The organism is Streptomyces sp. NPDC017993, assembly GCF_044328065.1.
GTDB lineage: Bacteria > Actinomycetota > Actinomycetes > Streptomycetales > Streptomycetaceae > Streptomyces.
Genome location: NZ_JBIRGO010000005.1, coordinates 60,124 through 86,287, shown reverse-complemented (window position 1 = coordinate 86,287; position 26,164 = coordinate 60,124). Strand labels below are relative to the sequence as shown.

Annotated in this window: 21 protein-coding genes; 11 read left to right on the top strand and 10 right to left on the bottom strand. The window is 72.9% G+C overall.

Annotation, left to right across the window (positions count from 1 at the left end; genetic code table 11):
- Positions 1 to 26 precede the first annotated feature (26 nt).
- Entirely contained in the window at positions 27 to 1,388 is a 1,362-nt protein-coding gene (locus ACH4FH_RS10045; RefSeq protein WP_398555295.1) for a cytochrome P450, read from the top strand.
- 45 nt (positions 1,389 to 1,433) lie between these two features.
- Here the strand turns inward: ACH4FH_RS10045 and ACH4FH_RS10040 are convergent, their stop codons facing one another.
- Positions 1,434 to 2,324, bottom strand: coding sequence for an EamA family transporter (locus tag ACH4FH_RS10040; RefSeq protein ID WP_398555633.1), 891 nt, complete (start codon positions 2,322 to 2,324; stop codon positions 1,434 to 1,436).
- 252 nt (positions 2,325 to 2,576) lie between these two features.
- Between ACH4FH_RS10040 and ACH4FH_RS10035 the strand changes: the two genes are divergently transcribed.
- On the top strand, positions 2,577 to 3,440 hold the full coding sequence (locus tag ACH4FH_RS10035) for a LysR family transcriptional regulator (RefSeq protein ID WP_398555294.1): 864 nt from the start codon (positions 2,577 to 2,579) through the stop codon (positions 3,438 to 3,440).
- A gap of 35 nt (positions 3,441 to 3,475) precedes the next feature.
- On the opposite strand, the gene ACH4FH_RS10030 is transcribed toward ACH4FH_RS10035, so the two are convergent.
- Both ACH4FH_RS10030 and ACH4FH_RS10025 read right to left on the bottom strand, forming a co-directional pair.
- Positions 3,476 to 6,397, bottom strand: coding sequence for an FAD-binding and (Fe-S)-binding domain-containing protein (locus tag ACH4FH_RS10030; RefSeq protein WP_398555293.1), 2,922 nt, complete (start codon positions 6,395 to 6,397; stop codon positions 3,476 to 3,478).
- Positions 6,398 to 6,424: 27 nt separating this feature from the next.
- Entirely contained in the window at positions 6,425 to 7,966 is a 1,542-nt protein-coding gene (locus ACH4FH_RS10025) for an FAD-binding oxidoreductase (RefSeq protein WP_398555292.1), read from the bottom strand.
- 54 nt (positions 7,967 to 8,020) lie between these two features.
- On the opposite strand from ACH4FH_RS10025, the gene ACH4FH_RS10020 reads away from it, so the two are divergent.
- The 3 genes from ACH4FH_RS10020 (at position 8,021) to ACH4FH_RS10010 (ending at position 10,879) form a co-directional block, all read left to right on the top strand.
- A complete protein-coding gene (locus ACH4FH_RS10020) occupies positions 8,021 to 9,070 on the top strand; it encodes a helix-turn-helix transcriptional regulator (RefSeq protein WP_398555291.1) in 1,050 nt (349 codons plus the stop codon).
- Positions 9,071 to 9,156: 86 nt separating this feature from the next.
- Positions 9,157 to 10,275, top strand: coding sequence for a phosphoserine transaminase (gene serC / locus ACH4FH_RS10015; protein ID WP_398555290.1), 1,119 nt, complete (start codon positions 9,157 to 9,159; stop codon positions 10,273 to 10,275).
- Positions 10,276 to 10,423: 148 nt separating this feature from the next.
- Positions 10,424 to 10,879: a PPOX class F420-dependent oxidoreductase gene (locus ACH4FH_RS10010; protein ID WP_398555289.1), complete on the top strand. Its 456-nt coding sequence runs from the start codon at positions 10,424 to 10,426 to the stop codon at positions 10,877 to 10,879.
- 28 nt (positions 10,880 to 10,907) lie between these two features.
- Here ACH4FH_RS10010 and ACH4FH_RS10005 read toward each other — a convergent pair whose 3' ends face one another.
- Complete coding sequence (locus ACH4FH_RS10005) at positions 10,908 to 11,906, bottom strand: hypothetical protein (RefSeq protein WP_398555288.1); 999 nt, start codon at positions 11,904 to 11,906, stop codon at positions 10,908 to 10,910.
- 89 nt (positions 11,907 to 11,995) lie between these two features.
- On the opposite strand from ACH4FH_RS10005, the gene ACH4FH_RS10000 reads away from it, so the two are divergent.
- Both ACH4FH_RS10000 and ACH4FH_RS09995 read left to right on the top strand, forming a co-directional pair.
- Positions 11,996 to 12,730 carry a GDSL-type esterase/lipase family protein gene (locus ACH4FH_RS10000; RefSeq protein ID WP_398555287.1) on the top strand — a complete coding sequence of 245 codons (735 nt, stop codon included), beginning with the start codon at positions 11,996 to 11,998 and terminating at the stop codon, positions 12,728 to 12,730.
- A gap of 93 nt (positions 12,731 to 12,823) precedes the next feature.
- Complete coding sequence (locus ACH4FH_RS09995; protein WP_398555286.1) at positions 12,824 to 13,822, top strand: aldo/keto reductase; 999 nt, start codon at positions 12,824 to 12,826, stop codon at positions 13,820 to 13,822.
- Between the two features lie 211 nt (positions 13,823 to 14,033).
- Here ACH4FH_RS09995 and thpR read toward each other — a convergent pair whose 3' ends face one another.
- The 4 genes from thpR to ACH4FH_RS09975 all read right to left on the bottom strand — a co-directional run bounded on the left by thpR (position 14,034) and on the right by ACH4FH_RS09975 (position 17,366).
- Positions 14,034 to 14,600, bottom strand: coding sequence for an RNA 2',3'-cyclic phosphodiesterase (gene thpR, locus ACH4FH_RS09990; protein WP_398555285.1), 567 nt, complete (start codon positions 14,598 to 14,600; stop codon positions 14,034 to 14,036).
- Between the two features lie 120 nt (positions 14,601 to 14,720).
- Positions 14,721 to 15,287 (bottom strand): GNAT family N-acetyltransferase, encoded by a 567-nt coding sequence (locus tag ACH4FH_RS09985; RefSeq protein WP_398555284.1) that lies wholly within the window; start codon positions 15,285 to 15,287, stop codon positions 14,721 to 14,723.
- 188 nt (positions 15,288 to 15,475) lie between these two features.
- Entirely contained in the window at positions 15,476 to 16,900 is a 1,425-nt protein-coding gene (locus ACH4FH_RS09980; protein WP_398555283.1) for an MFS transporter, read from the bottom strand.
- A 28-nt stretch (positions 16,901 to 16,928) separates the two neighbouring features.
- Positions 16,929 to 17,366: a MarR family winged helix-turn-helix transcriptional regulator gene (locus tag ACH4FH_RS09975; RefSeq protein WP_398555282.1), complete on the bottom strand. Its 438-nt coding sequence runs from the start codon at positions 17,364 to 17,366 to the stop codon at positions 16,929 to 16,931.
- 130 nt (positions 17,367 to 17,496) lie between these two features.
- Here ACH4FH_RS09975 and ACH4FH_RS09970 point away from each other — a divergent pair, with 130 nt between their 5' ends.
- Positions 17,497 to 17,733, top strand: a complete 237-nt coding sequence (locus ACH4FH_RS09970; protein ID WP_398555281.1) for a hypothetical protein — start codon at positions 17,497 to 17,499, stop codon at positions 17,731 to 17,733.
- Here the strand turns inward: ACH4FH_RS09970 and ACH4FH_RS09965 are convergent.
- The gene (locus tag ACH4FH_RS09965) at positions 17,726 to 19,195 is read right to left on the bottom strand and encodes an NCS2 family permease (protein WP_398555280.1); all 1,470 of its coding nucleotides are present in this window, start codon (positions 19,193 to 19,195) and stop codon (positions 17,726 to 17,728) included. The two genes, ACH4FH_RS09970 and ACH4FH_RS09965, sit on opposite strands and share 8 nt — an antisense overlap.
- A 251-nt stretch (positions 19,196 to 19,446) precedes the next feature.
- Between ACH4FH_RS09965 and ACH4FH_RS09960 the strand changes: the two genes are divergently transcribed.
- The 3 genes from ACH4FH_RS09960 to ACH4FH_RS09950 all read left to right on the top strand — a co-directional run bounded on the left by ACH4FH_RS09960 (position 19,447) and on the right by ACH4FH_RS09950 (position 22,540).
- A complete protein-coding gene (locus ACH4FH_RS09960) occupies positions 19,447 to 19,707 on the top strand; it encodes a DUF2530 domain-containing protein (protein WP_398555279.1) in 261 nt (86 codons plus the stop codon).
- Between the two features lie 100 nt (positions 19,708 to 19,807).
- On the top strand, positions 19,808 to 22,270 hold the full coding sequence (locus ACH4FH_RS09955; RefSeq protein WP_398555278.1) for an HAD-IC family P-type ATPase: 2,463 nt from the start codon (positions 19,808 to 19,810) through the stop codon (positions 22,268 to 22,270).
- 84 nt (positions 22,271 to 22,354) lie between these two features.
- Positions 22,355 to 22,540 carry a hypothetical protein gene (locus ACH4FH_RS09950; protein ID WP_398555277.1) on the top strand — a complete coding sequence of 62 codons (186 nt, stop codon included), beginning with the start codon at positions 22,355 to 22,357 and terminating at the stop codon, positions 22,538 to 22,540.
- 58 nt (positions 22,541 to 22,598) lie between these two features.
- On the opposite strand, the gene ACH4FH_RS09945 is transcribed toward ACH4FH_RS09950, so the two are convergent.
- Positions 22,599 to 25,865 (bottom strand): sacsin N-terminal ATP-binding-like domain-containing protein, encoded by a 3,267-nt coding sequence (locus ACH4FH_RS09945; protein ID WP_398555632.1) that lies wholly within the window; start codon positions 25,863 to 25,865, stop codon positions 22,599 to 22,601.
- Between the last annotated feature and the right edge of the window lie 299 nt (positions 25,866 to 26,164).

Here is a 26,164-nt window from a genome sequence, read left to right as displayed (position 1 = left end):
AAGCTTCACACCCGCCTGGAGGGGCCATGTCTGTGTCGCCGCCCGTTCCGCTGCGCCCCGTGGCCGGGCCGCGGGGGCTGCCGTGGCTCGGGAATCTCCCGGAGTTCGGCAGCGACCCACTGTCCTTCCTGGTCCGTCTGCGGGACGACTTCGGGGACACCGTGACCTGGTCACTGGGCCCGCGGCGCAGCCTGTTCCTCGCCCACCCGCAGCACATCGCCGAGATGCTGGCCGCCCGGGAACAGACCTTCGAAATCCTGGAGATCGGCTGGGCCTTCAAGCAGCTGATCGGCCAGAGCGTCCTCCGCAGCCGGGGCGCCGACTGGCGTCGTAAACGCTCCCTGGTCCAGCCGACCGTCCGCCCCCGGCAGGTCCGCGGGTACGCCACGACCATGGTCGACTGCGCCCGGCTGGCGGCCGGGCGGTGGCGGGACGGCGACCTGCTCGATGTGCACCGGGAGATGGCGCTCATCACCCAGCGGGTCGTGCTGCGGACGCTGTTCGGCAACGACCTCGCCGCCGGGACCCGCGCGATCGGCGACGCGATGGCGACGGCCGAGCAGTTGGTCGGCGACGAGCTACGGGGCATCAACCTCTTCCTGCCCGCCTGGGTGCGCACCCCCTCCCGGCGACGGCTGCTCGCCGCCGTCGCCACCATCGACGCGGAGGTGCACCGGCTGATCTGCGCGCGCCTCGCGGCCGGAGCCGCCGCCGACGACCGGGACGACCTGTTGAGCCGGCTGCTCGCGGCCCGTGACGAGGAGGGCCGGCCGCTCTCGCCCGCGGAGGTCAGGGACGAGGCGGTGACGTTGTGGGCGGCCGGTCACGAGACCACCTCCACCGCGCTGACCTGGGCCTGGTATCTGCTCTCCCACGCGCCGGAGGTCCGGGCGCGGCTGGACGACGAGCTGGCGCGGGTGCTCGGTGGACGGCTGCCCGGTATCGATGACCACGAGCGGCTGGCCTACACCCAGCAGATCGTCAAGGAGACCCTGCGGCTGTACCCCCCGGCCTGGCTGATTCCCGCCGTGGCCGGGGAGGGCGCCACGCTCGGCGGCCGGGGCATCCGCGCCGGGACGACCGTGTGGTGCAGTCAGTGGACCACCCACCGCGACCCCCGGTGGTTCCCCGACCCCACGGCCTTCCGGCCGGAGCGATGGGCGCCCGACGCGCGGGACGCCGTGCCCGACCACGCCTGGTTTCCGTTCGGCGGCGGCCCGCGCGCCTGCCTCGGCGCGCGCTTCGCACAGGTCGAGGCGGTACTGCTGCTGGCGACGCTGGCGCAGCGCTTTCATCTGGACGTCACGCCGCGCGAGGTCCGCCCCGAGGTCGGCATCCTGCTTCAGCCGGCCACGCGGCTGCACGCCACCCTGCGCAGCGCGGGCTGAAGCCGCCGGGGGGCGGCGGCACTCCACCGCCCGGCGTCGTGCGGATCAGCTGTGTGAGGACGACCCCGCGCTGCGGACCGCGCCCACGCTCGCGACGACGACCAGGCCGATCGCCAGCACCTCGACCCAGCCCAGCACCTGGTGCAGGACCAGGAATCCGGCGGTGGCCGCGGCGGCCGGCTCCAGGCTCATCATGACCGCGAAGCCCGAGGCGGGCAGCTTGCGCAGGGCCAGCAGTTCCAGCGTGTAGGGCAGCACCGACGACATCAGGGCGACGGCCGCGCCCAGACCCACGGTGACCGGGTCGAGCAGCGCGGCGCCGGCACTGGCCACGCCGAGCGGGAGGCTGAGCACCGCCGCGACGGTCATGGCCAGCGCGAGCCCGTCCGCCTGGGGGAAGCGTTGACCGGTACGGGCCGAGAGCAGGATGTACGCGGCCCACAGCGCGCCGGCCGCCAGGGCGAAGCCGGCGCCGGCGAGATTGAGGCCGTCGAAGCCCTCGCGGCCCAGCAGCACCACGCCGCCGAGCGCCAGCGCCGCCCACAGCAGGCTCAGCGCCCGCCGTGAGGTGACCACTGAAAGGATCAGCGGACCGAGGAACTCCAGCGTGACCGCGGCGCCCAGCGGGATGCGGTCGATCGCCTGGTAGAAGAGCGAGTTCATGCCGGCCAGGGCGACGCCGAAGGCGACCACCGTGGCCCAGTCACCGCGGCTGTGGCCGCGCACCTTGGGACGGCAGACGACCAGCAGCACCAGCGAGGCGACGACGAGCCGGAGGGTGACGACGCCCAGCGCCCCGGCGCGCGGGAAGAGCAGCACCGCCACGGACGACCCGAACTGAAGCGAGACGATGCCGCCGATGACCAGCGCCACCGACACGAGCCGCCCGCGTGCCCCCGCAGGACCCGCCGCGCCGGCCGCCGCCTCCGCCGTCATGACCTCCGGCGAGGCGGGCACCGGGTGGTGTATCGACCCCTCGGCGGCCGGGTCACCGGAGGCCGGGCCGACCGGCACGGAAGCGGTGGCGGCGGTGGCACCGGTGGACGGCGCGGCGGACGAGTCGGAGGGGGCGGAAGTGGCCGATATGGATCCATCGGAGCCGGCGGGAGAAGAATTCACACCCCCACGCTAAAGGCCGCCCTTCCAGTCCGTGAAATGCCGTTTCCCCTGTTGTTATGCTCCGCACGCATGACCATCGAGCTGCGTCATTTCCGCTGCTTTCTCGCCATCGCCGACACCCTCAGCGTCACCCGCGCCGCCGAGCGGCTGCACCTGACCCAGCCGGCCGTCTCCCGCACCCTGCGCCAGCTGGAAGGGGAACTGGGCGTCCGCCTCGTCGACCGCTCCACCCATCACCTCGCGCTCACCCCCGACGGCATCAGCTTCCGCGACCAGGCCGCCATCGCGGTGACCGCCTTCGACCGGGCGCTGGGGCACCCGCACCGGGGCTGGCCGCTGCGTCTGGGCCACGCCTGGTCGGCGGCCGGCCGCTACACCACCGTGCTGCTCCGGCGCTGGCACGAACTACACCCCGACACCCCGCTGGAACTGCTGCGGGTCGACGACCGCACGGCGGGGCTCGCCCGCGGCGATGTCGACGCGGCCCTGCTGCGCGGCGAGGTCAGCGCCCCCGGTCTGGTCACCGAGCAGCTGACCACCGAGCCGCGGGTGGCCGGGCTGCCGGCCGATGATCCGCTCGCCGGCCGCGCCACCCTCTCGCTCACCGAGCTGGCCGGCCGCACCCTCGCGCTGAACACCGTCTCCGGAACCACCACGCTGAATCTGTGGCCCGCGGGGAGCCGCCCGGCGTCGACCATCACCATCGGCAACACCGACGACTGGCTGGCGGCCATCACCGGCGGCCGGGCGGTCGGCGTCACCACCTCCGCCACCGCGGGGATGCACCCGCACCCCGCGATGGCGTACGTCCCGCTGACCGACGCCCCGCCCGTCCCGGTGGTGCTGGCCTGGCGCGACAGCCCCGGCCACCCCCTCATCCCGGACCTGATCGCGCTGGCGCACGAGGTCATCGGCGAGACGGGCGGCGCCTGAGCCCGGCGCGGTCACCGCCGGTGACGGCGCCGGCTTCACCCGCTCGCCTTCCCCCCTTCCTCCTCCAGCGCCTGGGCGAGCACCTCGGCCAGATGGCGGCCGGGGCGCCCGGCGAGCTGGTCGAGCTGAGTGCGGCAGGAGAAGCCGTCCGCGAGGACCTCAGCGTCGGCGGCGGACTCCCGTACGGCGGGCAGCAGTCGGTCCTCCGCGCAGGCGACGGAGACGTCGTAGTGCCCGGCCTCGAAACCGAAGTTGCCGGCCAGACCGCAACAGCCGCCGCTCAACTCCCCGGTCAGACCGGCACGTTCGCGCAGCCTGCGCTCCGCCGCGTCGCCGAGGACGGCGTGCTGGTGGCAGTGCGTCTGGCCGACCACGGGACGGTCCAGGCGCGGCGGCTCCCAGTCGGGGGCCAGCTCCTCCAGGGCCTGTGCGAAGGTCCGCACGGACGCGGCGATCCGAGCGGCGCGCGGATCGTCCGACAGCAGCTCGGGCAGATCCGTGCGCAGCGCCGCCGCACAGCTCGGTTCGAGGACGACCAGCGGGCGGCCGTCCCGCAGCAACGGATCCAGCACCTCGACGGTCCGCCGCATGACGGCTCGCGCCTGATCGAGCTGGCCGGTGGAGACATAGGTCAGCCCGCAGCACAGCGGGCGGTGCCGACGCGGCCGGGGCGCGCGGCCGGCCGGGTCCTGGGGCAGGGTGGGCGGAAGCAGGGGGTGCAGCCCGGCGGCTTCGAGGACCTGTACGGCGGCCCGGCCGACCTCCGGGGAGAGGAAGTTGGTGAAGGTGTCGGCCCACAGGACGACCGTGCGGGCGGTCCCGGCTGCCGGGACGCCCGACGCCTTCCTCCGGCGCCACCACCACCGGGTGAACGGCTCGGTGGCCAGCTGTGGGATCGGACGTTCGGCCGCGATGCCGGCGAGCCGTTTGCCGACGCCGGCGAGCGGGCTGCGGGCGAGGACGTTGAGGAGCGGCGCGGCCGGCGCCGCGGCGCGCAGCCACTGCGGCAGCCGTCCCATCGCGTAGTGCGCGGCGGGCCGCAGCCGGCCCTCGTAGTGGTGGTGCAGGAACTCCGCCTTGTAGGTGGCCATGTCCACTCCGACCGGGCAGTCGCTGCGGCACCCCTTGCAGGACAGGCAGAGATCGAGGGCGTCGCGCACCTCCTCCGACCGCCAGCCGTCGGTGACCACCTCGCCCGCGAGCATCTCGTGCAGCAGCCGGGCACGGCCGCGGGTGGAGTGCGCCTCTTCCCCGGTGGCCCGGAAGGACGGGCACATCACGTCGGACGAGCCCGCGTTGGCGGTGAGCTGGCGGCACTTGGCGACGCCCACGCAGCGCCGCACCGCCGCGGAGAAGTCCCCGTCGTCATGCGGATAGCCGAACTCCACCGGCACCGGCCGCTTCGGCAGCACCTCGAAGCGGAGGTTGTCGTCGAGGCGGGCGGGGCGTACGAGCATGCCGGGGTTCAGCCCGGCGGCCGGGTCCCACAGGTCCTTGAAGCGGCCGAACAGCCCGACCAGCTCCGGCCCGTACATCTTGGGCAGCAGCTCGGCGCGGGCCTGCCCGTCGCCGTGCTCGCCGGACAGCGAACCGCCGTGCGCCACCACCAGATCGCCCAGGTCGTAGGAGAACTCGCGGAACCTGCGGATGCCGGGGGCGGTCAGCAGATCGAAGTCGATCCGGACGTGGATGCAGCCGTCCCCGAAGTGGCCGTAGGGCGTGCCGCGCAGGCCGTGCTGGGTCAGCAGGGCGCGGAAGTCGCGCAGGTAGGGGCCGAGCTGGGCGGGCGGTACGGCGCAGTCCTCCCAGCCGGGCCATGCCTCGCTGCCGTCCGGCATCCGCGTCGCGGTCCCCGACGCGTCCTCGCGCACCCGCCACAGCGCCCGCTGCCCGGCCGGGTCGGAGACGACGGCGTGGTCGGTGAGGCCGCCGGCCGCCGCCCGGCACAGCGCCTCGGCCGCGGCCGTCGCCTCGGCGCGGCTCGCGCCGCCCATCTCCACGAACAGCCAGGCGCCGCCCTTGGGCAGCCCGGCGGCGCTGCCCACCAGGTCGGCCGCCATTCCCTCGACGGTCAGCGGGCCGTGCGGCAGCAGGGTGTGCGCGGCCTCGGCCGCCGCGCCTTCATCCGGGTAGCCGAGTACCGCCAGTGCCCGCGCCGCCGGGGTGCGTACCAGCCGCACGGTGGCCTCGGTGAGCACACCGAGAGTGCCCTCGCTGCCGGTGAGGGCACGCGCCAGGTCGGTGCCCGCCTCCGGCAGCAGAGCGTCCAGCGCATAGCCCGAAATCCGGCGCGGCAGCTCCGGGTAGCCGGTGCGCAGCAGCGCCAACTCCCCGTCCACCAGGGATTTCACCCCGTCCCGCAGCCGCGCCGGCAGTCCGGTGGGCGCGCCGTCGGAGTCGATGCCCTGCCCGGCCCGCACCCGCTCCCCGCCGTACGTCAGCAGCTCCAGCTCGTGCACGCTGTCGGCGGTGGTGCCCCAGGCCACCGAATGCGAGCCGCAGGAGTTGTTACCGATCATGCCGCCGAGGGTGCAGCGGCTGTGCGTGGACGGGTCCGGGCCGAACGTCAGGCCGTGTGGGGCGGCCGCCGCCCGCAGGTCGTCCAGGATCACGCCGGGCTGGACGACGGCCGTCCCGGCGGCCTCGTCCAGTGACACGATCCGCCGCATGTGCCGCGTGAAGTCCAGGACGACTCCGACACCGGTGGCCTGCCCCGCGATGCTCGTCCCGGCGCCGCGCGGCACCACGGGCACGCCGTGGTCGCGGCACACCCGCAGCGCCGCCGCGACGTCCTCGGCGTCCCGGGGCGCGACGACCCCTCGGGGCACCCGCCGGTAGTTGGACGCGTCCATCGTCATCAGCGCCCGGTCGGCCGTGGTGAAGGAGACCTCCCCTCGTACCGCGGCCGCCAACTCCTTCTCCAGTTCCCGCTTCTCGTTCTCCGTACGATCAGCCATGCCCCCAGCCTGCCCACTCGGCCCGGTTCATGGCGCCTCGGCATGCCCGTCACCGGCGACGGATGTGGACGAGGCGGCGTCGCCGGCGGGCCGGGCGGCCGCGAGCGGGTGGAAGCGGAACAGGTCGGCCGGGTCGTGGGCGGCCTTCAGCGCGGCCAGCCTCCGGTGCAGGTCATCGCCGTGCGCACTGCGGGCCACCGCCGCCGCGTCGGCCCGCTTGCCGTGGTCGCCGAGGAGGAAGTTCACGCTGCGGCCGAGCCGCCACGGCGCGACCTCCGCCAGCGCCGACTCGTGCAGCGCCTGCGCGGTGCGCAGGTCCGATGCCGGGTTCCCTGGGTCCAGCGGCGACAGCACCCGCAGCGCGAACCTGGCGTCGCGGTGCCCGACCGCGTGCGCGGCGGACGGCGCCGCCAGCACGCCCCCGAGGTGGTTGAGCTGGACCACGCACATCACCGGCGCGTCCGGCCCGGTCAGCCGGGCCACCCGGCACAACGCCGCCGTGTCGAGCCCGCTGAGCAGGGCGTTGTCGCCGAGGTAGGCGTGCGGATCGCTCGGGTCCCGGTGGATGGTGTGCGACTCGGAGTACGGCATCTCGCGGAGGTCGTCCGCGGCGAGCGGGCCCACCGCGCGCAGCGGAGCCACCAGCCTCTCCCCCTCCTCCACGCTGCCCGTGTACGCGATGCGGATCTGCGCGAGGCTGCGGCCACGCAGCGACGCGGGCAGCTGCGGGAGGTCCGGGTAGGTGATCAGTGCGACCGAGGACGTCAGGGTGTCCGGGACGGTTTCGGTCCACCGCAGGTAGGCCGCCAGCGCGTCGTCGATCCGTTCCGCGCCGAACACCAGCTGCCCGCCGTAGAGCCGGGCCACCGGCAGCAGCCCGAATTCCATCGCGGTCACCACGCCGAGGCCGTGGCCGCCGCCGAGCAGCGCCCCGAACAGCTCCGGGTCGCTCGCGGCGGTCAGGTGCCGCTGCCGGGCGTCGGCGGTCACGAGGTCGATGGACCGGACCTGGTCGGCGGCGAATCCGAAGGTGCGGGCCAGCACGCCCACCCCGCCGCCGAGGGTGTACGAGATGACGCCGACGCCGGGCGAGGAGCCGTTCAGCGGCGCGAGCCCGTGCCGGGCGGCCTCCTCGACCACCCGGCCCCACACGGCGCCCGCCTCGACCCGCGCGGTGCCCGCGGCGGCGTCCACCCGCACCCCGGCCATCCTGCGCGTGCTGATCAGCAGCCCGCCGTCGGTGGCCGCGGACAACCCGTGGCCGGTGGCCTGCACCGCGACCGGCAGCCCGTGCTCCCGGGCGAAGCCCACGGCGGCGGCCACGTCGCCGGCGCACGCCGCCCCGACGAGGACGGCCGGGCGGTGCCGGTGGGCCACCTGGAAGCCGGACCGCTCGGCGTCGTACCCGTCGTCGCCGGGGGCCAGGACCGGCCCGCGGACCCGCCGGGCGAGGGCGGCCAGGGCTCCCGGGTCCGGCACGGGAATCGCGGTGGTGGCAGCGGTGGCAGGGTTCCCGCTGCGGGAAGCGGCGGCGTCGTATCGGTCGTGCGTGCGGTCGTTGGTCTCCATGCCGCGCACTCTGACTCAATAACCTGACACCTGCCGTCATATATAAAAGCGCGGGTGAAGTCCGACCGACTGCTGTCACTCCTGCTGCTCCTCCAGACCCGCGGCACGGTCCCCGCCGCTGAGCTCGCCGCGCGCCTCGAGGTGTCCACCCGCACCGTCTACCGCGACGTCGAGTCCCTCTCGGCGGCCGGTGTCCCGGTCTACGCCGAGCGCGGCCGGCACGGCGGGATCGCGCTGCTGCCGGGTTTCCGCACCGACGTGACGGGCCTGACCGCCGACGAATCCCGCGCGCTGTTCGTGCTGGCCGCACAAGGCGCGCACACCGCCCTCGGCCTGGACGACGCCCTCGGCTCGGCGTTGCGCAAGGTGATGGCCGCGCTGCCCGCCCCGCACCGCCCGGCCGCGGAACTCACCAGCCGGCGCATCCTCGTGGACCCGGACCGCTGGATGGCCCGGCCCGCCCACCCCACCGTGGACGTCGACGAGCTGAACACCGCGGTCTTCACCGACCGCCGGCTGCGCCTGCGCTATCGCCACAGCGGCACGACGGCGCCGCGGACGTACACCGTCGACCCCTACGGCCTGGTGGCCAAGGCCGGGACCTGGTACCTCGTCGCCGACCGGCGCGGGAGACCACGGCTCTTGCGCACCGACCGGATCCTGGCGGCCACCGTCACCGGCACCCCGGTCCGTCGTCGGCCCGGCGTGGAGCTGGCGGACGTGTGGCAGGTGCTGCGCCGCGAGGTGGAGGAGCGGACGGCGCCGGTGCGGGTGACCGCCCGGATCCGGCGCGACCGTCTGGATCTCGCCGTCCGCATCCTCGGCCCGGCACTGACCGGACCGCCACGAACGGGTGACACCACGGACGGGGCCACAGGCAGCACCGGGACCACCGGGAGCACGGCCGACGGCACCTGGGTCACCGTCGAGCTGGCGTACCCGGTGCTGCGCGCGGTCCGCCAGCTGCTCCAGTTCGGGGACTCCGTCGAGGTGCTCGAACCGCCCGAGGCCCGGCGGATCCTGGCCCGCGCCGCCGCCGAGGTCACCGGTCTGTACGCCACGGACGACGCGGGCGCGGTGCCCGGCGCGCCGCCGGGGGACTGAAGCGCCGTCTCACCAGGAGACCGATCGCCATCTCATCGGGTGGACGCACTGCCAGGGCCCCGGGCACGACCGCTTAGGCTTCCCCTGTGGCTGATATCCAGATCCCCGCTGACATCAAGCCCGCCGACGGACGCTTCGGCGCGGGCCCCTCCAAGGTGCGTACGGAGGCGCTCGGCGCCCTCGCCGCCACCGGAACCTCCCTTCTCGGTACGTCCCACCGCCAGGCCCCGGTCAAGAACCTCGTGGGCCAGGTGCGCGACGGTGTACGCGACCTCTTCCAGCTCCCCGAGGGCTACGAGGTCGTGCTCGGCAACGGCGGCTCGACCGCGTTCTGGGACATCGCGACCCACGGTCTGATCGAGCGCAAGTCCCAGCACCTCTCCTTCGGTGAGTTCTCCTCCAAGTTCGCCAAGGCCGCCAAGCTGGCGCCCTGGCTGAAGGAGCCCAGCGTCATCTCCGCCGACCCGGGCTCGCACCCGACGCCGGCCGCGGAGAAGGGCGTGGACGTCTACGCCTACACCCACAACGAGACCTCCACCGGCGTCGCGGCCCCGATCAAGCGCGTCGAAGGCGCGGACGACGGCGCCCTGGTCCTGGTCGACGCGACCTCCGGCGCCGGCGGCCTCCCGGTGGACATCACCGAGACCGACGTCTACTACTTCGCCCCGCAGAAGTCCTTCGCCTCCGACGGTGGCCTGTGGCTGGCGGCCTTCTCCCCCGCCGCCCTGGAGCGCGCCCGCAGCATCCACACGTCCGGCCGCCACATCCCGGAGTTCTTCTCGCTCCCCACGGCGATCGACAACTCGCTCAAGAACCAGACGTACAACACCCCGGCGCTGTCCACCCTCTTCCTGCTCAACGAGCAGCTGGAATGGATCAACGGCCAGGGCGGCCTGGACTGGGCGGTCGGCCGCACCGCCGCCTCCGCGCAGAACCTCTACGGGTGGGCCGAGGACTCCAAGCACGCCACCCCGTTCGTCACCGACCCGGCCAAGCGCTCGCAGGTCATCGGCACGATCGACTTCAGCGACGAGATCGACGCGGCGGCCGTCGCCAAGGCCCTGCGGGCCAACGGCATCGTCGACACCGAGCCCTACCGCAAGCTCGGCCGCAACCAGCTGCGCGTCGCGATGTTCCCGGCGATCGACCCGGCGGACGTCCAGGCCCTGACGGCCTGCATCGACTACGTCATCGAGAAGCTGTAACCCGCAGCCACGACAGCGCGTTCCCAGGCCCCCGGCGTTCCTCGCCGGGGGCCTGGCCCGTTCCCGCGGTCCGCATCACCGCGGGCGTCCGCCCGAACGGCCGCGTCGCGACAGGACGAACCGGCATGTCTGTGCCTGTATGGAGGGCATGACGACTCCTGCTGAGCCCGGCCTCTCGCCCTTCGTACGCCAGGCGGTGGTGCTGCTGACCACCTACAAGCGGGACGGCACGGGCGTCGGCACCCCCGTCAATATCGCTGTCGACCGTGACCACGCCTATGTCCGCACCTACAGCAGCTCGGGCAAGGCCAAGCGGCTGCGCAACTTCCCCGAGGTGGAGTTCTGCGCCGCCACCTGGCGCGGCCGGCCCACCGGGCCCGCCCGTCCCGCCCGCCTGCGGCTGATCGACCCGGCCTCCCGGGAGTACCGCCGCGCCGAGCGTGCGCTGACCCGCAAGTACCCGCTGCTGCACGGTCTGGTGGTGCCGCTGACCCACCGTCTGAAGAAGGATCGGACGCTGCACTACGAACTGCGGCTGATCGAGAACGGGCGGGACGCCGGCCCGGCGGCGAGCCGGGACGACACCACGGAGGTCACCCCCTGACGGATGTCATCCCGTGACGGCCGGCGCCCTACCGGCGTCGCCGCAGCAGCCTGCGGAGCGCGACCACCAGCACCGTCGCCGCCCCAAGGACCAGGGCGCCCTTGGTGAAGCTCGGATTCAGCTGCGAACCGTCCGCGCCCTGCCCGGCGTTGGCATCCGACCCGGCGGCGCCCCCCTCATCCTTCTTCGCCGACTCCGGCAGCTGGTCGCCGGTCAGGCCGACCGGCCGGACCTCGCTGCCGCCGCCCTCAGAGCCGTACATCAGCGTCCGGCCGTCCGCGGTGAAGGTGACCGACTCGCCCTGCTGCTGGATCGGCACACCGACACTGCCGATGTCCTTGGGGCGGCCGTCCTGCCAGCGGTAGATCCGGGCCCCGAAGTAGCTGCGCATCACCAGCCGGGTGCCGTCGGGCGAGAAGGCCCCGTCGGTCACCCACAGATCGATCGGCGCGACCTTGCGGAAGGTGTTGGTGCCGGACGTGGTGAGGCGCGCGGGACCCTCGTAGAGCGCGCCGCCGCCCCCCTCCTTCTTGCTCGCGAGGTAGACGCGGCCGGTCTTCGGATGCACCATCAGCGCCTCGGCGTCCCGGGGCCCGTCCGCGTACTTCACGGTGAACTGGGCCGCGGTGACCGTGGCGCTGCGCAGCTGCTTCGGCTCGGGGAAGCGGTAGATCCAGACGTGGTTCCAGGAGCCGCCGAGGTTGTCGCCCACGTCCCCGACGTAGACATTGCCGTCCGCGCCGACGGAGATCGCCTCCACGTCCCGCGGGTCGCCGACCCCGCGCAGCGTGATGGTGGCGAGCGTCTTGCCGGACGCGGCGTCGACGGCGTAGACGAACGGACCGTCGTCACTGTCGTTGTGGGTCCAGTAGACGCCGGGGTGCGCGCGGCTGGCGGCCAGCCCGCTGGACTCGGTGATCCTGGGATCGGTGAGGGTGAAGCCGTCGGACTCGTCGGCCGCGGCCGGCGCTATCGCCGTACACAGCACAATCCCCGCGGCACCGGCCGCGCACAGAAGCGAACGCATGGGCACAGACTGCCATCCGCGGCGGTGGCGCGTACGGCGTGTCCAGCGTCACGTACCAGGCAGTAGGGGTTGTCGGCCATCATGGCCGGATGAGGATCATGTTCGTCGGTGACTCGATGACGGTTGGGCACACCGGCGATTTCACCTGGCGCTACCGCATGTGGCAGCACCTGAACGCGAGTTTCGGCGGCCCCTACCGCATCGTCGGGCCGCGCCGCGCGCTCCATGACACCCTCCGTGACAGCCCCACCTCGCACGAATACGGCGATCCGGGCTTCCCCGAGGCCGCCCGCCGTCATCTCGCCGGCTGGGGCGAGGGCTGGCTGCACATGGCGCCGCTGATCGGCGACGCGGTCCGCCATCACGACGCCGACACCCTGCTGGTCTCGCTCGGCCTGATAGACCTCGGCTTCTACACGAACGCCGAGCAGACAGCGGAGAACGTGCGGCAGTTCGTCGCGCGGGCCCGCGAGGCCGCGCCGCACATCCGGGCGGTGCTGATGCCCGTGATACCCAACGTGCGGGCGGTCACCGACGGCCCGTTCGGCGCGGAGTGCGAGCGCTTCAACGAGCTGCTGGGCAAGGCCGTCGCCGACCTTTCGACGCCGGCCTCGCCGCTGTTGCTGGCCTCCGAGCCGGCCGGGTGGGAGATCCCGCGCGCCACGTACGACGGGACGCACCCCTCACCCGAGGGCGAGCACCTGCTGGCGGGCGCGTTCGCCGACGCGATGCACCAGGCGTGGGGCGTGGGAGCACCGTACGAGACTCACGAGGTACACAGGGCACACAGGGCACACGAGGTACACGAGGTGTCCGCCGGCTGAGCGGGGCGACCGGCGGCCGACGCCGCTTTCCGCTCACGACGCGCCCCTGCGGCCCTTGATTCGAGCGCACTCGAAGGCGTTGGCTGAGCAGCTATGGAGTACACGCAGCTCGGACGCACCGGACTTCAGGTCAGCCGACTCGTCCTCGGGACGATGAACTTCGGACCCCAGACCGACGAGCCCGCAAGCCACACCATCATGGACGCCGCGCTCGGCGCCGGCGTCAACTTCTTCGACACCGCCAACGTCTACGGATGGGGCGCGAACAAGGGCCGTACGGAGGAGATCGTCGGCTCGTGGTTCGCCAAGGGCGGCGGCCGGCGCGACAAGACCGTGCTGGCCACCAAGGTCTACGGCAACATGGCGACCGACGGCGAGCCGGTCTGGCCCAACCACCACAAGCTCTCCGCCCTCAACATCCGGCGCGCGGTCGACGCCAGCCTCAAGCGCCTGGGCACCGACCACATCGACCTCTACCAGTTCCACCACGTCGACCGGGACACGCCCTGGGACGAGATCTGGCAGGCCATCGACATCCTGGTCCAGCAGGGCAAGATCCTTTACGCCGGCTCGTCCAACCACGCCGGCTGGCACATCGCCCGCGCCAACGAGACGGCCGCGCGCCGCGGTTCGCTGGGCCTGGTCAGCGAGCAGTGCCTCTACAACCTCGCCGAGCGGCGCGCCGAGATGGAGGTCATCCCGGCCGCCGAGGGCTACGGCCTGGGCGTCATCCCGTGGTCGCCGCTGCACGGCGGACTGCTCGGCGGGGCCATCCGCAAGGAGCGCGCGGGCGGCTCGGCCCGGTCGGCCTCCGGACGCTCCGCCGACGCTCTCGCCAACTCCGCGATCCGCGCGCAGATCCAGTCCTACGAGGACCTGCTCGACAAGCACGGCCTGGAGCCCGGAGAGGTCGCGCTGGCCTGGCTGCTGACCCGTCCCGGGGTGACGGGCCCGATCGTCGGCCCGCGCACCACCGACCAGCTCGCCTCCGCGCTGCGCGCCGTCGAGCTGACCCTGCCGGACGAGCTCCTCGCCTCCCTGGACGAGATCTTCCCCGGCCCCGGCGCCTCGCCGGAGGCCTTCGCCTGGTGAGTCGCGCACGGTGAGTGACGCGCGCCCGGCGGCCCGGCGGTGACCGGCCGCCGGGTGCCGGCGCGGCTCGGTGGTCGGCGGAAGGCGGTGGTCAGCGGAAGGCGGCCGCCACGATCACGACGACGAGCAGCACGGCGAAAAGACCGGACATGATCCGGTTACGGGTTTTGGGGTCCACCCCTTGAGCGTAACCGGGCGGGATCCGAACGCTTCAGCGCCCCAGGGGCCAGGAGGCCACCGTCTCGTACCGCGGCTGCTTGCCCGCGACGCCGTCGACGGGCGGATGGCTGCGCACCAGGGCCAGCTCCCCGACGGTCCACGGCGTGCCCACGAAGCCGTCCAGGCCGGCCACGAACGGGGCGATGTCCAGGTCGTCGGTGCGGTTCCTGGCGAGGGTGAGGTGCGGGTGATACGCGCGGTGCTCCTCCATCGGCACTCCGGCCCGCCGCGCCCCGGCCGCCGCCGAGTCCGCCAGCTTCTGCATGACCGCGCGGTCCCCCTCGGCCCCCGCCCACAGCACCCGGTCGGAGAACCGTCCCCCGCCGGAGATCCGCAGCCCGTACGGCGCGTTGCGTCGCGCGGCCCGCGCCAGCCGCTCGTGCAGCTCGGGCAGCAGCGCCTCCGCCACCTCCCCGTAGAACGCGAGGGTGAAGTGCCACCCTTCCCGTCCGGTCCAGCGCAGTCGGCCCGCTCCCGGGAGGGACTTCAACTTCTGTACCTCGTCGGCCAGTTCGTCGGCGGCGGAGGTGGGCGGCAGGACGGCGGCGAAGAGTCTCATGCGGCACAGTCTCACCCGTCGGCCGACCGCCGCGCCCGGATTTCCGATCACCCGGCGGCGCCCGCCAGTCGCCGGCCCGGCCCGGCACCCGCACCCGCACCCGCACCCGCACCCGCACGGTCAGCGCGAGAGCGGGATCTCGTAGTGCACGGTTGCGAAGCCCTCGCCGTGCTCGCCGGTTTCCCGGGCGTCGCAGACCTCCTTGGCGAGGCTGTCCCAGAAGGCGCGGGCTCCGGGGATGTCGACGTTGGTGTGCAGGTAGACGGCGCGGTAGCCGCCCTCGGCGGCCGCGAAGTCGCAGGCCCGCTCCACCATGGCGCGGGCGAGCCCGTGCCGCCGGTGCCCGGGGCTGACATAGACACGTACGAGCTGAGCGGTGGCCCCGGAGGGATAGCGCTCGGCGATCCACCGGGGGTGCGGCGGATGCGCGGGGCCGCGCGACAGCAGCCCGGTGGTGCCCACCACCTCGCCGTCCGCGACGGCGACGATCAGGCGGTGTCGCGGGTGGTCGAGATAGGTCCCTTGGATATCGATGACATCGGCGTGCCAGGCAGGCACGTATCCGTAGGTGAACTCGCGGTAGAAGGTTTCCAGCATGACCCGGCGCGCGCCGTCGCAGTCCTGCGGCAGGGCGGGCCGGATGATGTACGGGCCGGCGCTTCGCGGCTCGTGTCGTCGGTCGTGCACAGCGGTCCCCGGGGGTGTGGCGGCTCGGACCGTCACACTAGCGGTTAATGGCAATGACTTCCATTTCCATGACGCTCCCTAGGCGCTCGCCTTCGTCCATCTCACCGCTCCGCCGGGCCAGGGCAGCACCGCGCCCCGCCGGCAACGCCGACGGGGCGGAAAGCGGTGGCCGCGACCGGCGGTGAAACTCAGGCCGCCGCCGCGAGGTGCTGCTCCGAGGACGGCGAGCCCGCCCGGGGTACGAACGCCACGTGCTGGTGCCCGCGGCGCAGGTCTATCTTCAGCCGCAGCCCGCCCAGCCGGGCGAGGATCAGGCCGATCAGCGCCGCGGCCAGCGCGGAGATCACACCGCCCGCAAGGAAGCCGATCCGGGCGCCCCAGGCGTCCGTGATCCAGCCGACCAGCGGCGCGCCGAGCGGTGTGCCGCCCATGAAGACCATCATGAACAGGCTCATCACCCGGCCCCGCATCAGCGGGTCGGTGGCCATCTGCACGCTGGAGTTGGCGGTGACGTTGATCGTCAGGCCGACCATGCCGATCGGGGCGAGCAGCGCGGCGAACATCCAGAACGACGGCGCGAGCGCGGCGGTCATCTCCAGGGCGCCGAAGATCAGCGCGGCGCCGACCAGCAGCCGCAGCCGGGAGGACGCGCGGCGTGCCGCGAGCAGCGCGCCGATCAGGGATCCGGCCGCCATGAGGCCGTTGAACAGCGCGTAGGTGCCGGCGCCCTCGTGGAAGACCTTGTAGGTGAAGGCCGTCAGCCAGATCGGGAAGTTGAAGCCGAAGGTGCCGATGAAGCCGACCAGCACGATCGGCCAGACCAGCTCGGGACGCCCCGACACATAGCGCAGGCCCTCCCGCAGCTGCCCCTTGCTGCGCGGGACCCGCTCGACCTTGTGGAGTTCCGCGGTACGCATCATCAGCAGTCCGGCGAGCGGAGCGATGAACGACAGACCGTTGAACAGGAAGGCCCAGCCACTGCCGAAGGCCGTGATCAGCACACCGGCGACCGCGGGCCCGATGAGCCGGGCGGACTGGAAGTTGGCGGAGTTGAGGCTGACGGCGTTGCGCAGATCGTCCGGCCCGACCATCTCGACGACGAACGCCTGCCGGGAGGGGTTGTCGAGGACCGTGACCAGGCCGAGGACGAAGGCCACCAGATAGACGTGCCAGACCTGCACCTGCCCGCTGAGGGTGAGCACGGCGAGGGCGAGGCCGGTGAGCCCCATCGCGGACTGGGTGATCAGCAGCAGCGTGCGCTTGGCGAAGCGGTCCGCGATGACGCCGCCGTAGAGCCCGAAGAGCAGCATCGGCAGGAACTGCAGCGCGGTGGTGATGCCGACGGCGGCGGAGGAGCCGGTCAGGCTGAGCACCAGCCAGTCCTGGGCGATGCGCTGCATCCACGTACCGGTGTTGGACACCACCTGGCCGGTGGCGAAAAGACGGTAGTTCCGGATGCGGAGTGAACTGAACATGCCCCTGCGCGGCGGGGCGGCGGGGCCGGCGGCGGCACCCGGGGCGGTGCCCGCAGTGGTCGCGGTCGCGTCGCCGGAAACCGTGTCGTGGTGGGAGTTCGGTGCGGGGGCGGAGTCTGCTCCGGATCCCGTACTCAAAGTGGGTTCGCCTCCTCGGCGTAGGGGTCTACAACTGGGCGAGTTTCTCCAGCACGGGCGCGGCGGCCCGGATCTTGGCCCACTCGTCATCGTCCAGCCCGGAGGCCAGCTCGGCGAGCCAGGCATTGCGCTTGCGGCGGCTCTCCTCGAGCATCGCCTCGGCCTGTTCGGTCTGGGTGACGACCTTCTGTCGGCGGTCGTCGGGGTGAGGCTCCAGCCGGACCAGTCCCTTGGCCTCCAGCATGGCCACGATGCGCGTCATCGACGGCGGCTGCACATGCTCCTTGCGGGCCAGCTCGCCGGGCGTGGCGTGGCCGCACCGGGCGAGGGTGCCGAGCACCGACATCTCGGTGGGGCTCAGCGACTCGTCGACCCGCTGGTGCTTGAGTCGGCGGGACAGGCGCATCACGGCGGACCGCAGAGCGTTCACGGCGGCTGTGTCGTCGCCGCGGGACAGTTCCGGCATGTTCGTTAGCATAACTCATTACCTTTTCTAAGGAAAGTCGCGGGACGAGACCTCCCCTGGATCACCCATTCGGGTGAGGGTGCAGCCGAAAGCGACACGCCCGACCGGATCGCGCGGGGACGGTGTTCATATGGGATCGAGAGTGCTCAGCCTGCGCGTCGACGGGGAGCTGCTGGAGCGCATCAAGCAGCACGCCGCAAAACGCGGAATGAGCGTCCAGGACTATGTGGTCCGGACGCTCATTCGCGATGATTTCGACGAACGCTTTCAGACGTCGGTCGACGAGACGGAGCGGCTGGGCGGCTGGGGGACCGCCCCCGGCCCGGCGCCGCACCCGGCGCCGCCGCTCGGGACACGGGTCACTTGACCCCCAGCACCTGCTCGATCGGGTCCAGCAGGAAGTAGACGAGGAAGCACAGCCCGACGGCGTTCAGCAGCCACGGGATCTGCTTGAAGCGACCGGCCGCCGTCCGCAGCAGGATGAAGGCGAGCACGCCCATGCCGATGCCGTTGGTGATGCTGTAGGTGAACGGCATCGAGATCATCGTCAGGAATGCCGGGATGCCGACGGTGAAGTCGCCCCAGTCGATCTGCTTGACGTTCGAGGCCATGATCAGGAAACCGACGACGATCAGCGCGGGCGTGGCGGCCTGCGAGGGCACGACGGTCGCCAGTGGCGTGAAGATCAGCGCCAGCAGGAAGAGACCGCCGGTCATCACGTTCGCCAGGCCCGTGCGGGCGCCCTCGCCGACGCCCGCCGTGGACTCCACGAAGCAGGTGTTGGCGGAGGCCGAGCAGGCGCCGCCGGCCGCGACCGCGATGCCGTCGACCATCAGGATCCGGCCCATGCCCGGCAGGTTGCCGTTGTCGTCGGTCAGCCCGGCCTCCTCGCCGACGCCGATGATCGTGCCCATCGCGTCGAAGAAGCCGGAGAGCAGCACCGTGAAGACGAAGAGGCAGCCGGTGAGGAGCCCGACGTCCTTGAAGCCGCCGAAGAGGCTGATCTCGCCGATCAGACCGAAGTCCGGTGCGCCGATGACGCTGTCCGGGACGTTCGGGACCGCCAGACCCCACTCCGCGTCCGGGATGGTGGCGATGGAGTTGATGATGATCGCCACGACGGCCATGGTGACCATGCCGATGAGGATCGCGCCCTTGGTCTTCCGCACGACCAGCATGAACATCAGCACCAGGCCGACGACGAAGACCAGCACCGGCCAGCCCGTGAGCTGACCGCCCTGCCCCAGGCCCATCGGCACGGTGGTGTGCGCGGTGTCCGGATTGCGGGTCACGAAGCCCGCGTCGACCAGGCCGATCAGCGAGATGAACAGGCCGATACCGATCGCGATGGCCCGGCGGAGCCCGTTCGGGATCGCGTCCATCACCCGCTGCCGCAGACCCGAGGCGACCAGGATCATCAGCACCAGACCGGCGAGCACGACCATGCCCATCGCGTCCGGCCAGCTCATCTTGGGGGCGAGCTGCAGCGAGACGACGGCGTTGATGCCGAGGCCGGCGGCGATGGCGATCGGGACATTGCCGATGACACCCATCAGCACCGTGCTCAGACCGGCCATCAGCGCGGTCGCGGTGACCAACTGGGCGTTGTCGAGCTGGTGGCCGAACTTATCGACTCCGGCGCCGAGAATGATCGGGTTCAGCACGATGATGTAGGCCATCGCGAAGAACGTCGCCAGACCGCCGCGCAGCTCGCGGCCGACCGTCGACCCCCGCTCGGAGATCTTGAAGAAGCGGTCGAAGCCGTTCTTCGGGGGCTTGGGGCCGGGGTCGTGGAGGGCATCGACCGGCGTGGTGGCCGAGGGGGGCATGCGGGGACCTCAGTCGGACAGGGCCTGGAGGCGGCACGGGGGCCCGAGGGCCCAGAACATGAACAACCGGATCAGATTGGATGAATCAACGAGCCAAACCAGTCAGATCCAGAAAGGTTCAGTATGAATAAACAATTCGGTGATCGCTATCTCCGCGCGTAGACCCTTGTGCCATATGGCCTCACCCCGGCCTGCCGTCTTCCGGACCGCCGCCCGGAATCGCCGCCCGGCCGCCCCGTAAGCTGGGCACCATGTGGAAGAAGTCCGAACTGCGCGAGGCCCCGGCGCCTCTTGAGGGGCCGGTCGTCGGCACGATCACCGGCGGCACCGTCATCTGGTTCGTGCTCTTCCTCGGCCAGCTCCCCTTCTACGGCTGGTACGCCGACCGCGGACTCACCTGGTGGGTGTGGACGTGCCTGGCCGGCGGCGCGCTGGGCCTGCTCGGCATCTGGTACGTCCGCCGGCGCGACGCCGCGATCAAGCGCGCGTCGGCCACTCCGGACGCCTCCTGACCCACCCGCCCGCCCGCCCGCGGGATCCAGCGCGACGTCTCCCCCCGCCGTACGCCCACCCAGCAGGTGATATGCCCCTTGCGCCCGTAACGTCGGGGGCATGACGCAGCGGGCGAGGACCGACGTCGAGGAACCGGAGCCGGGCGGCAGGCCCGCTCCCGATCCGGCCCACCGCGGACTGACCGCGGCCGAGGTCGCCGAACGGGTGGCCAGGGGCGAGGTCAACGACGTCCCCGTACGGTCCTCCCGCTCGACCACCGAGATCATCCGGTCCAACGTCTTCACCCGGTTCAACGCCATCATCGGCGTGCTCTTCGTGATCATCCTGATCGTCGGGCCGATCCAGGACGGGCTGTTCGGCTTCGTGATCGTCGCCAACACCGGCATCGGCATCGTTCAGGAGCTGCGCGCCAAGAGGACCCTGGACCACCTCGCCGTCATCGGCGAGGCCAGACCGACGGTCCGGCGCGACGGGGTGGCCGCCGACATCCCCACCTCCGAGGTCGTCCTCGGCGAGGTGATCGAGCTGGGACCCGGCGACAAGATCATCGTCGATGGCGAGGTGCTGGAGAGCGACGGCCTGGAGGTCGACGAGTCGCTGCTGACCGGCGAGGCCGATCCCGTCCTGAAGAAGCCAGGCGAGCCGGTGATGTCCGGCAGCTTCGTCGTCGCGGGCGGCGGCGCGTTCACCGCGACGAAGGTCGGCCGGCAGGCGTACGCCGCGCAACTCGCGGAGGAGGCCAGCCGGTTCACGCTGGTCCACTCCGAGCTGCGCACCGGCATCAGCCAGATCCTGAAATACGTCACCTGGATGATGATCCCGACAGCGATCGGCCTCATCCTCAGCCACCTCTACACCCTCAACCTGACAGGCGACGAGGCCGTGCGGCGGATGGTCGCCGGGATCGTGCCGATGATCCCCGAGGGCCTGGTGCTGCTCACCTCCGTCGCCTTCGCCATCGGCGTCGTCCGGCTCGGCCGCAAGCAGTGCCTGGTCCAGGAGCTGCCCGCCATCGAGGGCCTGGCGCGGGTGGACGTGGTCTGCCTGGACAAGACCGGCACGCTCACCGAAGGCGGAATGGATGTCAGCTCGCTGCGCCTGCTCGCGCCCGCCACCGAGGAGACGGCGAGCGGCGGGGCGAGCGGCACGGACACCGCGCCGCACGAGCCGGACGAGTCCTACGTCCGGCAGGTGCTCGGCGCCCTCGGCGAGTCCGATCCGCGGCCCAACGCCTCCCTCCAGGCGATCATCAACTCCTACCCCGCGGCCCAGGGATGGCGCTGCACGGAGTCGCTGCCCTTCTCCTCCGCCCGGAAGTACAGCGGAGCCTCCTTCAACGACCCGGACGGCGAGAGCAGCACCTGGCTGCTGGGCGCGCCCGACGTACTGCTGCCCGCCGCCGACCCCGCCCTCCGCGAGATCGACGGCCTCAACGCCCAGGGCCTCCGGGTCCTGCTACTGGCCCGCAGCGAGCGGGAGCTGGACGACGCAGCCGTCGCGCGGGACGTCACGCCCACGGCGCTGGTCGTCCTGGAGCAGCGGCTGCGCCCTGATGCCACGGACACCCTGCGCTACTTCGCGGACCAGGACGTCCAAGCGAAGGTCATCTCGGGCGACAACGCGGTTTCGGTGGGCGCGGTGGCCGCCAAGCTCGCGCTGCCCGGCGCCCAGGAACCGGTGGATTCCCGGAAGCTGCCCGCCGAGACGGACGCGATGGCGTCGGCGCTGGAGGAGGGGGCGGTGTTCGGCCGCGTCAGCCCGCGGCAGAAGCGGGACATGGTCGGCGCCCTGCAGTCGCGCGGCCACCATGTCGCGATGACCGGCGACGGCGTCAACGACGTACTGGCGCTGAAGGACGCGGACATCGGCGTCGCGATGGGGTCGGGCTCCGAGGCCACCCGCGCGGTCGCGCAGATCGTGCTGCTCAACAACAGCTTCGCGACGCTGCCGTCGGTGGTCGCCGAGGGCCGCCGGGTGATCGGCAACATCACCCGCGTCGCCACCCTCTTCCTCACCAAGACCGTCTACTCGGTCCTGCTGGCGATCCTGGTGGCCTGCTGGCAGATTCCCTACCCGTATCTCCCGCGGCATCTGACGCTCCTGTCTACCCTGACCATCGGCGTCCCGGCCTTCTTCCTGGCGCTCGCGCCCAACACGGAGCGGGCGCGGCCGCATTTCGTACGGCGGGTGATGCGGTACTCCGTCCCGTCCGGCGTCATCGCGGGTGGCGCGGCCTTCGCCACCTATCTGCTGGCCCGCGCCCATTACCGCGGCCCGGACGCGCTGGCCGCCGAGACCAGTACGGCGACCCTGACTCTTTTCCTCACCGCGATGTGGGTGCTCGCGATCATCGCCCGGCCCTACACCTGGTGGCGCATCGGACTGGTCCTGACGATGGGTGCGTGCTTCCTGGTCGTCCTGATCACACCGTGGCTCCAGCACTTCTTCGATCTGAAGCTGGTGGGGACGACCATGCCGTGGACGGCGGTGGCCGTCGCGGTCGTGGCGGCGGTGCTGCTGGAGGTCGCCTGGTGGTGGGTGGGGCGCCGGGCTCCGGCCTGAGGGCGCCGGTGTCGGTGTCGGCACGGTCACAGAAGCGGCCCGGCAATGGCGGTGAGCGGCGGCCACCCCCTAGGGTCCGTGCCCATGGCATTCCACAGGGGGAACCTCATGCACGAGCTGCTGGCGGGCTCGCATCGCCACTACCACCACTACAACTCGGGCGGCAGCTCCGGAGGTGGCGGCAGCACCGAGTGGTGGGTGTGGCTGGTCCTCGCCCTCTCCGCGATCGTGCTCATCTGGGGCATCGCCAAGAAGTTCAGCTCGGACTGAGCCCGGTCGGCGCGGGTGCGCCTCCCGCAATGAGCGGCAGTCGCACCCGCGCCGTCGCTCAGTCGAACCAGCGCGCCCGCGCCAGCTCGTCGCCCCGCTCGGGGTCCTCCAGCAGCGCCGCGACCTCGAACCGGCGCGGCCACTGCCCCGCCGCCCAGGCCAGCCCGGCCGCGACACCCTCCAGCGTCGCCGCGTGCAGGGTCCCGTCCGTCGCCCACCGCCAGTCCAGCTCGGCCGTCGTGTCGCCGTCCTCGACCAGCAGCTCCTCGTGCTCCCAGTACGCCTCCGGGGTGCCGGTACCGAGCAGCACCCGCACCGCCTCCGGCACCTCGTGCCTGGTGCCCTCGGAGCGCACCTCGGCACCGACCGCCTCGCTCAGCCGCCGCACCTGGAGCAGCTCCGCCAGCTCGGCTGCCCGCGCGGGTCGCACGGGCAGCAGCGCCTGGCCCGCGGCCAGTGGCATCAGATCCGGCGCGTCGGCGACCAGGGCGTCCGCCGCGTCCGCCACACGGACCTCGCCGTCCACCACCACCCGCAGCTCGTCCGGCAGCGTCACCTGTTCGGGGTCGAGATCCGCCAACGCGCTGTAGAGGGAGTGCAGTTGGGTGGGGCCCACCGGCAGCTCCGGGTCGGCGAGCCGGCCCAGCAGCTCCGCCGCGCCGCCCGGCTCCTCCAGGAGCGCGACCACCGAGGTCCGTACCCCGAGCGCGCGGAGCACCTGCGCGTCGACCTCACCGGCGTCCGCCGACTCGTACAGCCCGGCCAGCAGCGGATCGCCGCCGGCCGACCGCAGCCCCGCGGGCCGCCGTCCGTCCAGTACCGGGTGTCCCCGCAGCCACCACGCGGTGTACGGCCGCACGGACTCCGTGGTGCCGTCCGGCAGCAGCACCCGCACCGGCGCGGTGAGCGCGTCGCGCAGCGGCGGGCGGGAGAGCATCGCGAGGACCTGCGGCCAGGCGGCGTCGTCGACCAGGTCCAGATCGCGCACGGCGACCAGCTCGGTCACCACCGGTGGCACGGGTGTCTCCGGCAGCGCGTCGAGAATGTCCTCGCACCAGACATCCACCGCGTCCAGCAGCCCCGCGTCGTCCGGCTCGGCGAAATCGCTGTCCCTGGGCTCCAGTTCGTCCGGGTCGAGCACCACATCGGCGGCCCGGACGAGCGCGAAGCCGGCCAGCACGCCCACCGCGGTCAGCGGCTGCTCACCCCAGCGCTCCGCCAACTCCGCGTCACAGGCGGCGAGTTCACCCTCCCGGATGACCTGATCGAAGGCGCTCCCCGGGAAGACCAGCTCCCCGGCGGGCGCCGGCTCGCCGTCCTCGTCGGGGAGGGCGAGGGCGCCCAGCCACGGCTCGTCGCCCGGCGACAGATTCGCGTCCCGGACCAGCCCGAGCACCGTCTCGGCCAGCGCCTCGGAGCCCAGCGGAGCCCCGGGGCCGTCCTCCATGTCGTCCGCGAAGACGTCGTAGGCGTCCTCGTCCGCGTCCAGCGAGTTCGCCACGGCCGCCCTGACCTGCGGGGTCGTCAGCACGGCACGCGGTGAGGCGGGAGTGGCGCCCAGCTTCTCCAGGAGCGGATGCACCGCGTCCGGATGTGCGACCTTCAGCCCGAGCCTGGCGAGCGTCCGGTGCCGCGCCGCGGCCTCCTCGTCCGCCTCGCCGGCCGGCGGCAGCAGGACCTGGCGCGGCCCGATCGTCGTCCGTACGCCGCCCGCGCCGCCTGGCCGCTGCCCGGACGGGCCCGCCAGCGGTACTGGCAGCCCGCTCAGCCGGTCCGGGTCGGTGCCGGCCAGCGCGTCGTAGAGCCGCCACCACCAGCCCGGCGCCCGCTCGACGCCCGCGAGCCGGTCCACCATCTCCCCGAGCGGCACCCGGGCGACGCCCAATGCCCGCAGCTCGGGACGGCGTTCGAGGCCGGCGGGCAGCAGGCTCGGGAAGAGCTCGGCCAGCACCCCGACCGTCGCCGCGCCGGCGCCCTCCACCAGCTCCGCCTCCACCGGACGCAGCACGAAGCGCTCCGCGCTCTCCTCGTCCCACTCCTCCGCGGCCGCCTCCGGCTCGCGCTTTTCCGGCTCCATGCCGCTCGGCGCGCCGGCGCTCGGCAGGAAACGCACCCGCGGCAGCAGCGCGAGCACCTGCCGGCGCAGCTCACCGTCCAGGCCGCCCTTGCCCAGCGGCCCCGGGACCAGGTCGAGGGTGCCGACCGAGACCGGCTGCCAGTCCCGCAGCAGCGTCGAGTACGTCTCGGCGGCGCGCTCCACGAGGAAGTCGGCCAGCGGGCCCGGCGCGACGTGCCGCCGGGTCGGCTCCAGCGGGAAGGACGCGATCAGCAGCGCGGGAAGCCCGAGCGGCTCGTCGGTCGGAGTCGGCGCGTGCACCACCGGCGCGGTACCGGGCCGTGCCGGGGCTCCCTCGGCGTCCACCGGAACCGCCCAGGTCACCGACCACACCGGCCGCAGCCGCTCCTCGACCGGCCGGTCGGCGAGCAGCGCGGGATCCAGTGGCCCGCCGTCGCTCGCCACCCGCCAGCGGGTGGCGCCCCGCTCGCTGTCCTCGATGACGACGAGGTCGCCGTCCCGGCGCCTGCGCAGCTCCCGGACGCCTTCCGGGGTCTCGACCACGACGTCGGACAGCCCCGGCAGCGTCAGCAGCAGCGCCGCGTCGATCCCGTCGAGCAGCCGCTCGGCGAGATCCCGTGCGGCGACGTCCCGCAGCGGCAGCACCACCGCGGTGTCGTAGCCCTCGGGCGCGCCGCCCTCGGCGGGCAGCGGGAGGCGCAACAGCGGCACATGACCGTCCCGGCGGCGCAGCTCGCCGCCGAGCCCGGGGCTGTGCGCGGCCACCTCCTGCGCCAGCTCGCGGGCCTCGGCCAGCGACCAGCGGACACCGCCGGTGCGGCCCACCAGCGCCGGCTCGTCGCTGACGGACAGGACGGCGGCGAACCCGACACCGAACCGGCCGACCGCACCTGCCGCGGCGCCGGCCTCCCGCTTCGCGGAGGCCCGCAGGGTCGACAGCGACTCGACGCCGGTGGCATCCAGCGGAGCGCCGGTGTTGGACGCGACGAGCACGGCGGGCCCGATGCCGTCGGACGGGTGCAGGGTCAGCCGCAGCCGGCCAGGAACCTCGGCCCGTGCCGCGGCGTCCGCGGCGTTCTGCGCCAGCTCCACCACGAGACGGTCGCGGTAGCCGCCCAGCGCGAGGTCCTCCTCCGCGTTGGCGTCCTCACGGAACCGGGCCGGCGAGGCGGCCCAGGCGTCCAGCACGCCGCGCCGCAGTCGTGCGGTCCCGAACGGGTCCGCCCCTTCGGCCGCGCCGCGCACCATCGCCGTACCGGTCACTGTCCGTCTCCCTCGACTTGGTCGGTGGCCCGACGGTATCGCCCCACGTTGCCGTGTGCCGCGCCGTGCCGCGCCTGGTGTTCTTTTGCCCGCCGTTGCCGCGGGCGGGCGTCCGGGTGGGGCGGCCGCCGTCGGTTCCGGGCGCATCCGGTGACGGGGCTTCGGGAAGCGCCCGCGCCACCTGCTGACGACCACCCTCGGCCGCGGCCGTGGAAAACAGCAAGTGATCCGGGGCGCGGCGGCAATGCTGCCGTGCGCGTGCCCCTCGCCGCACCGAGCGAGGG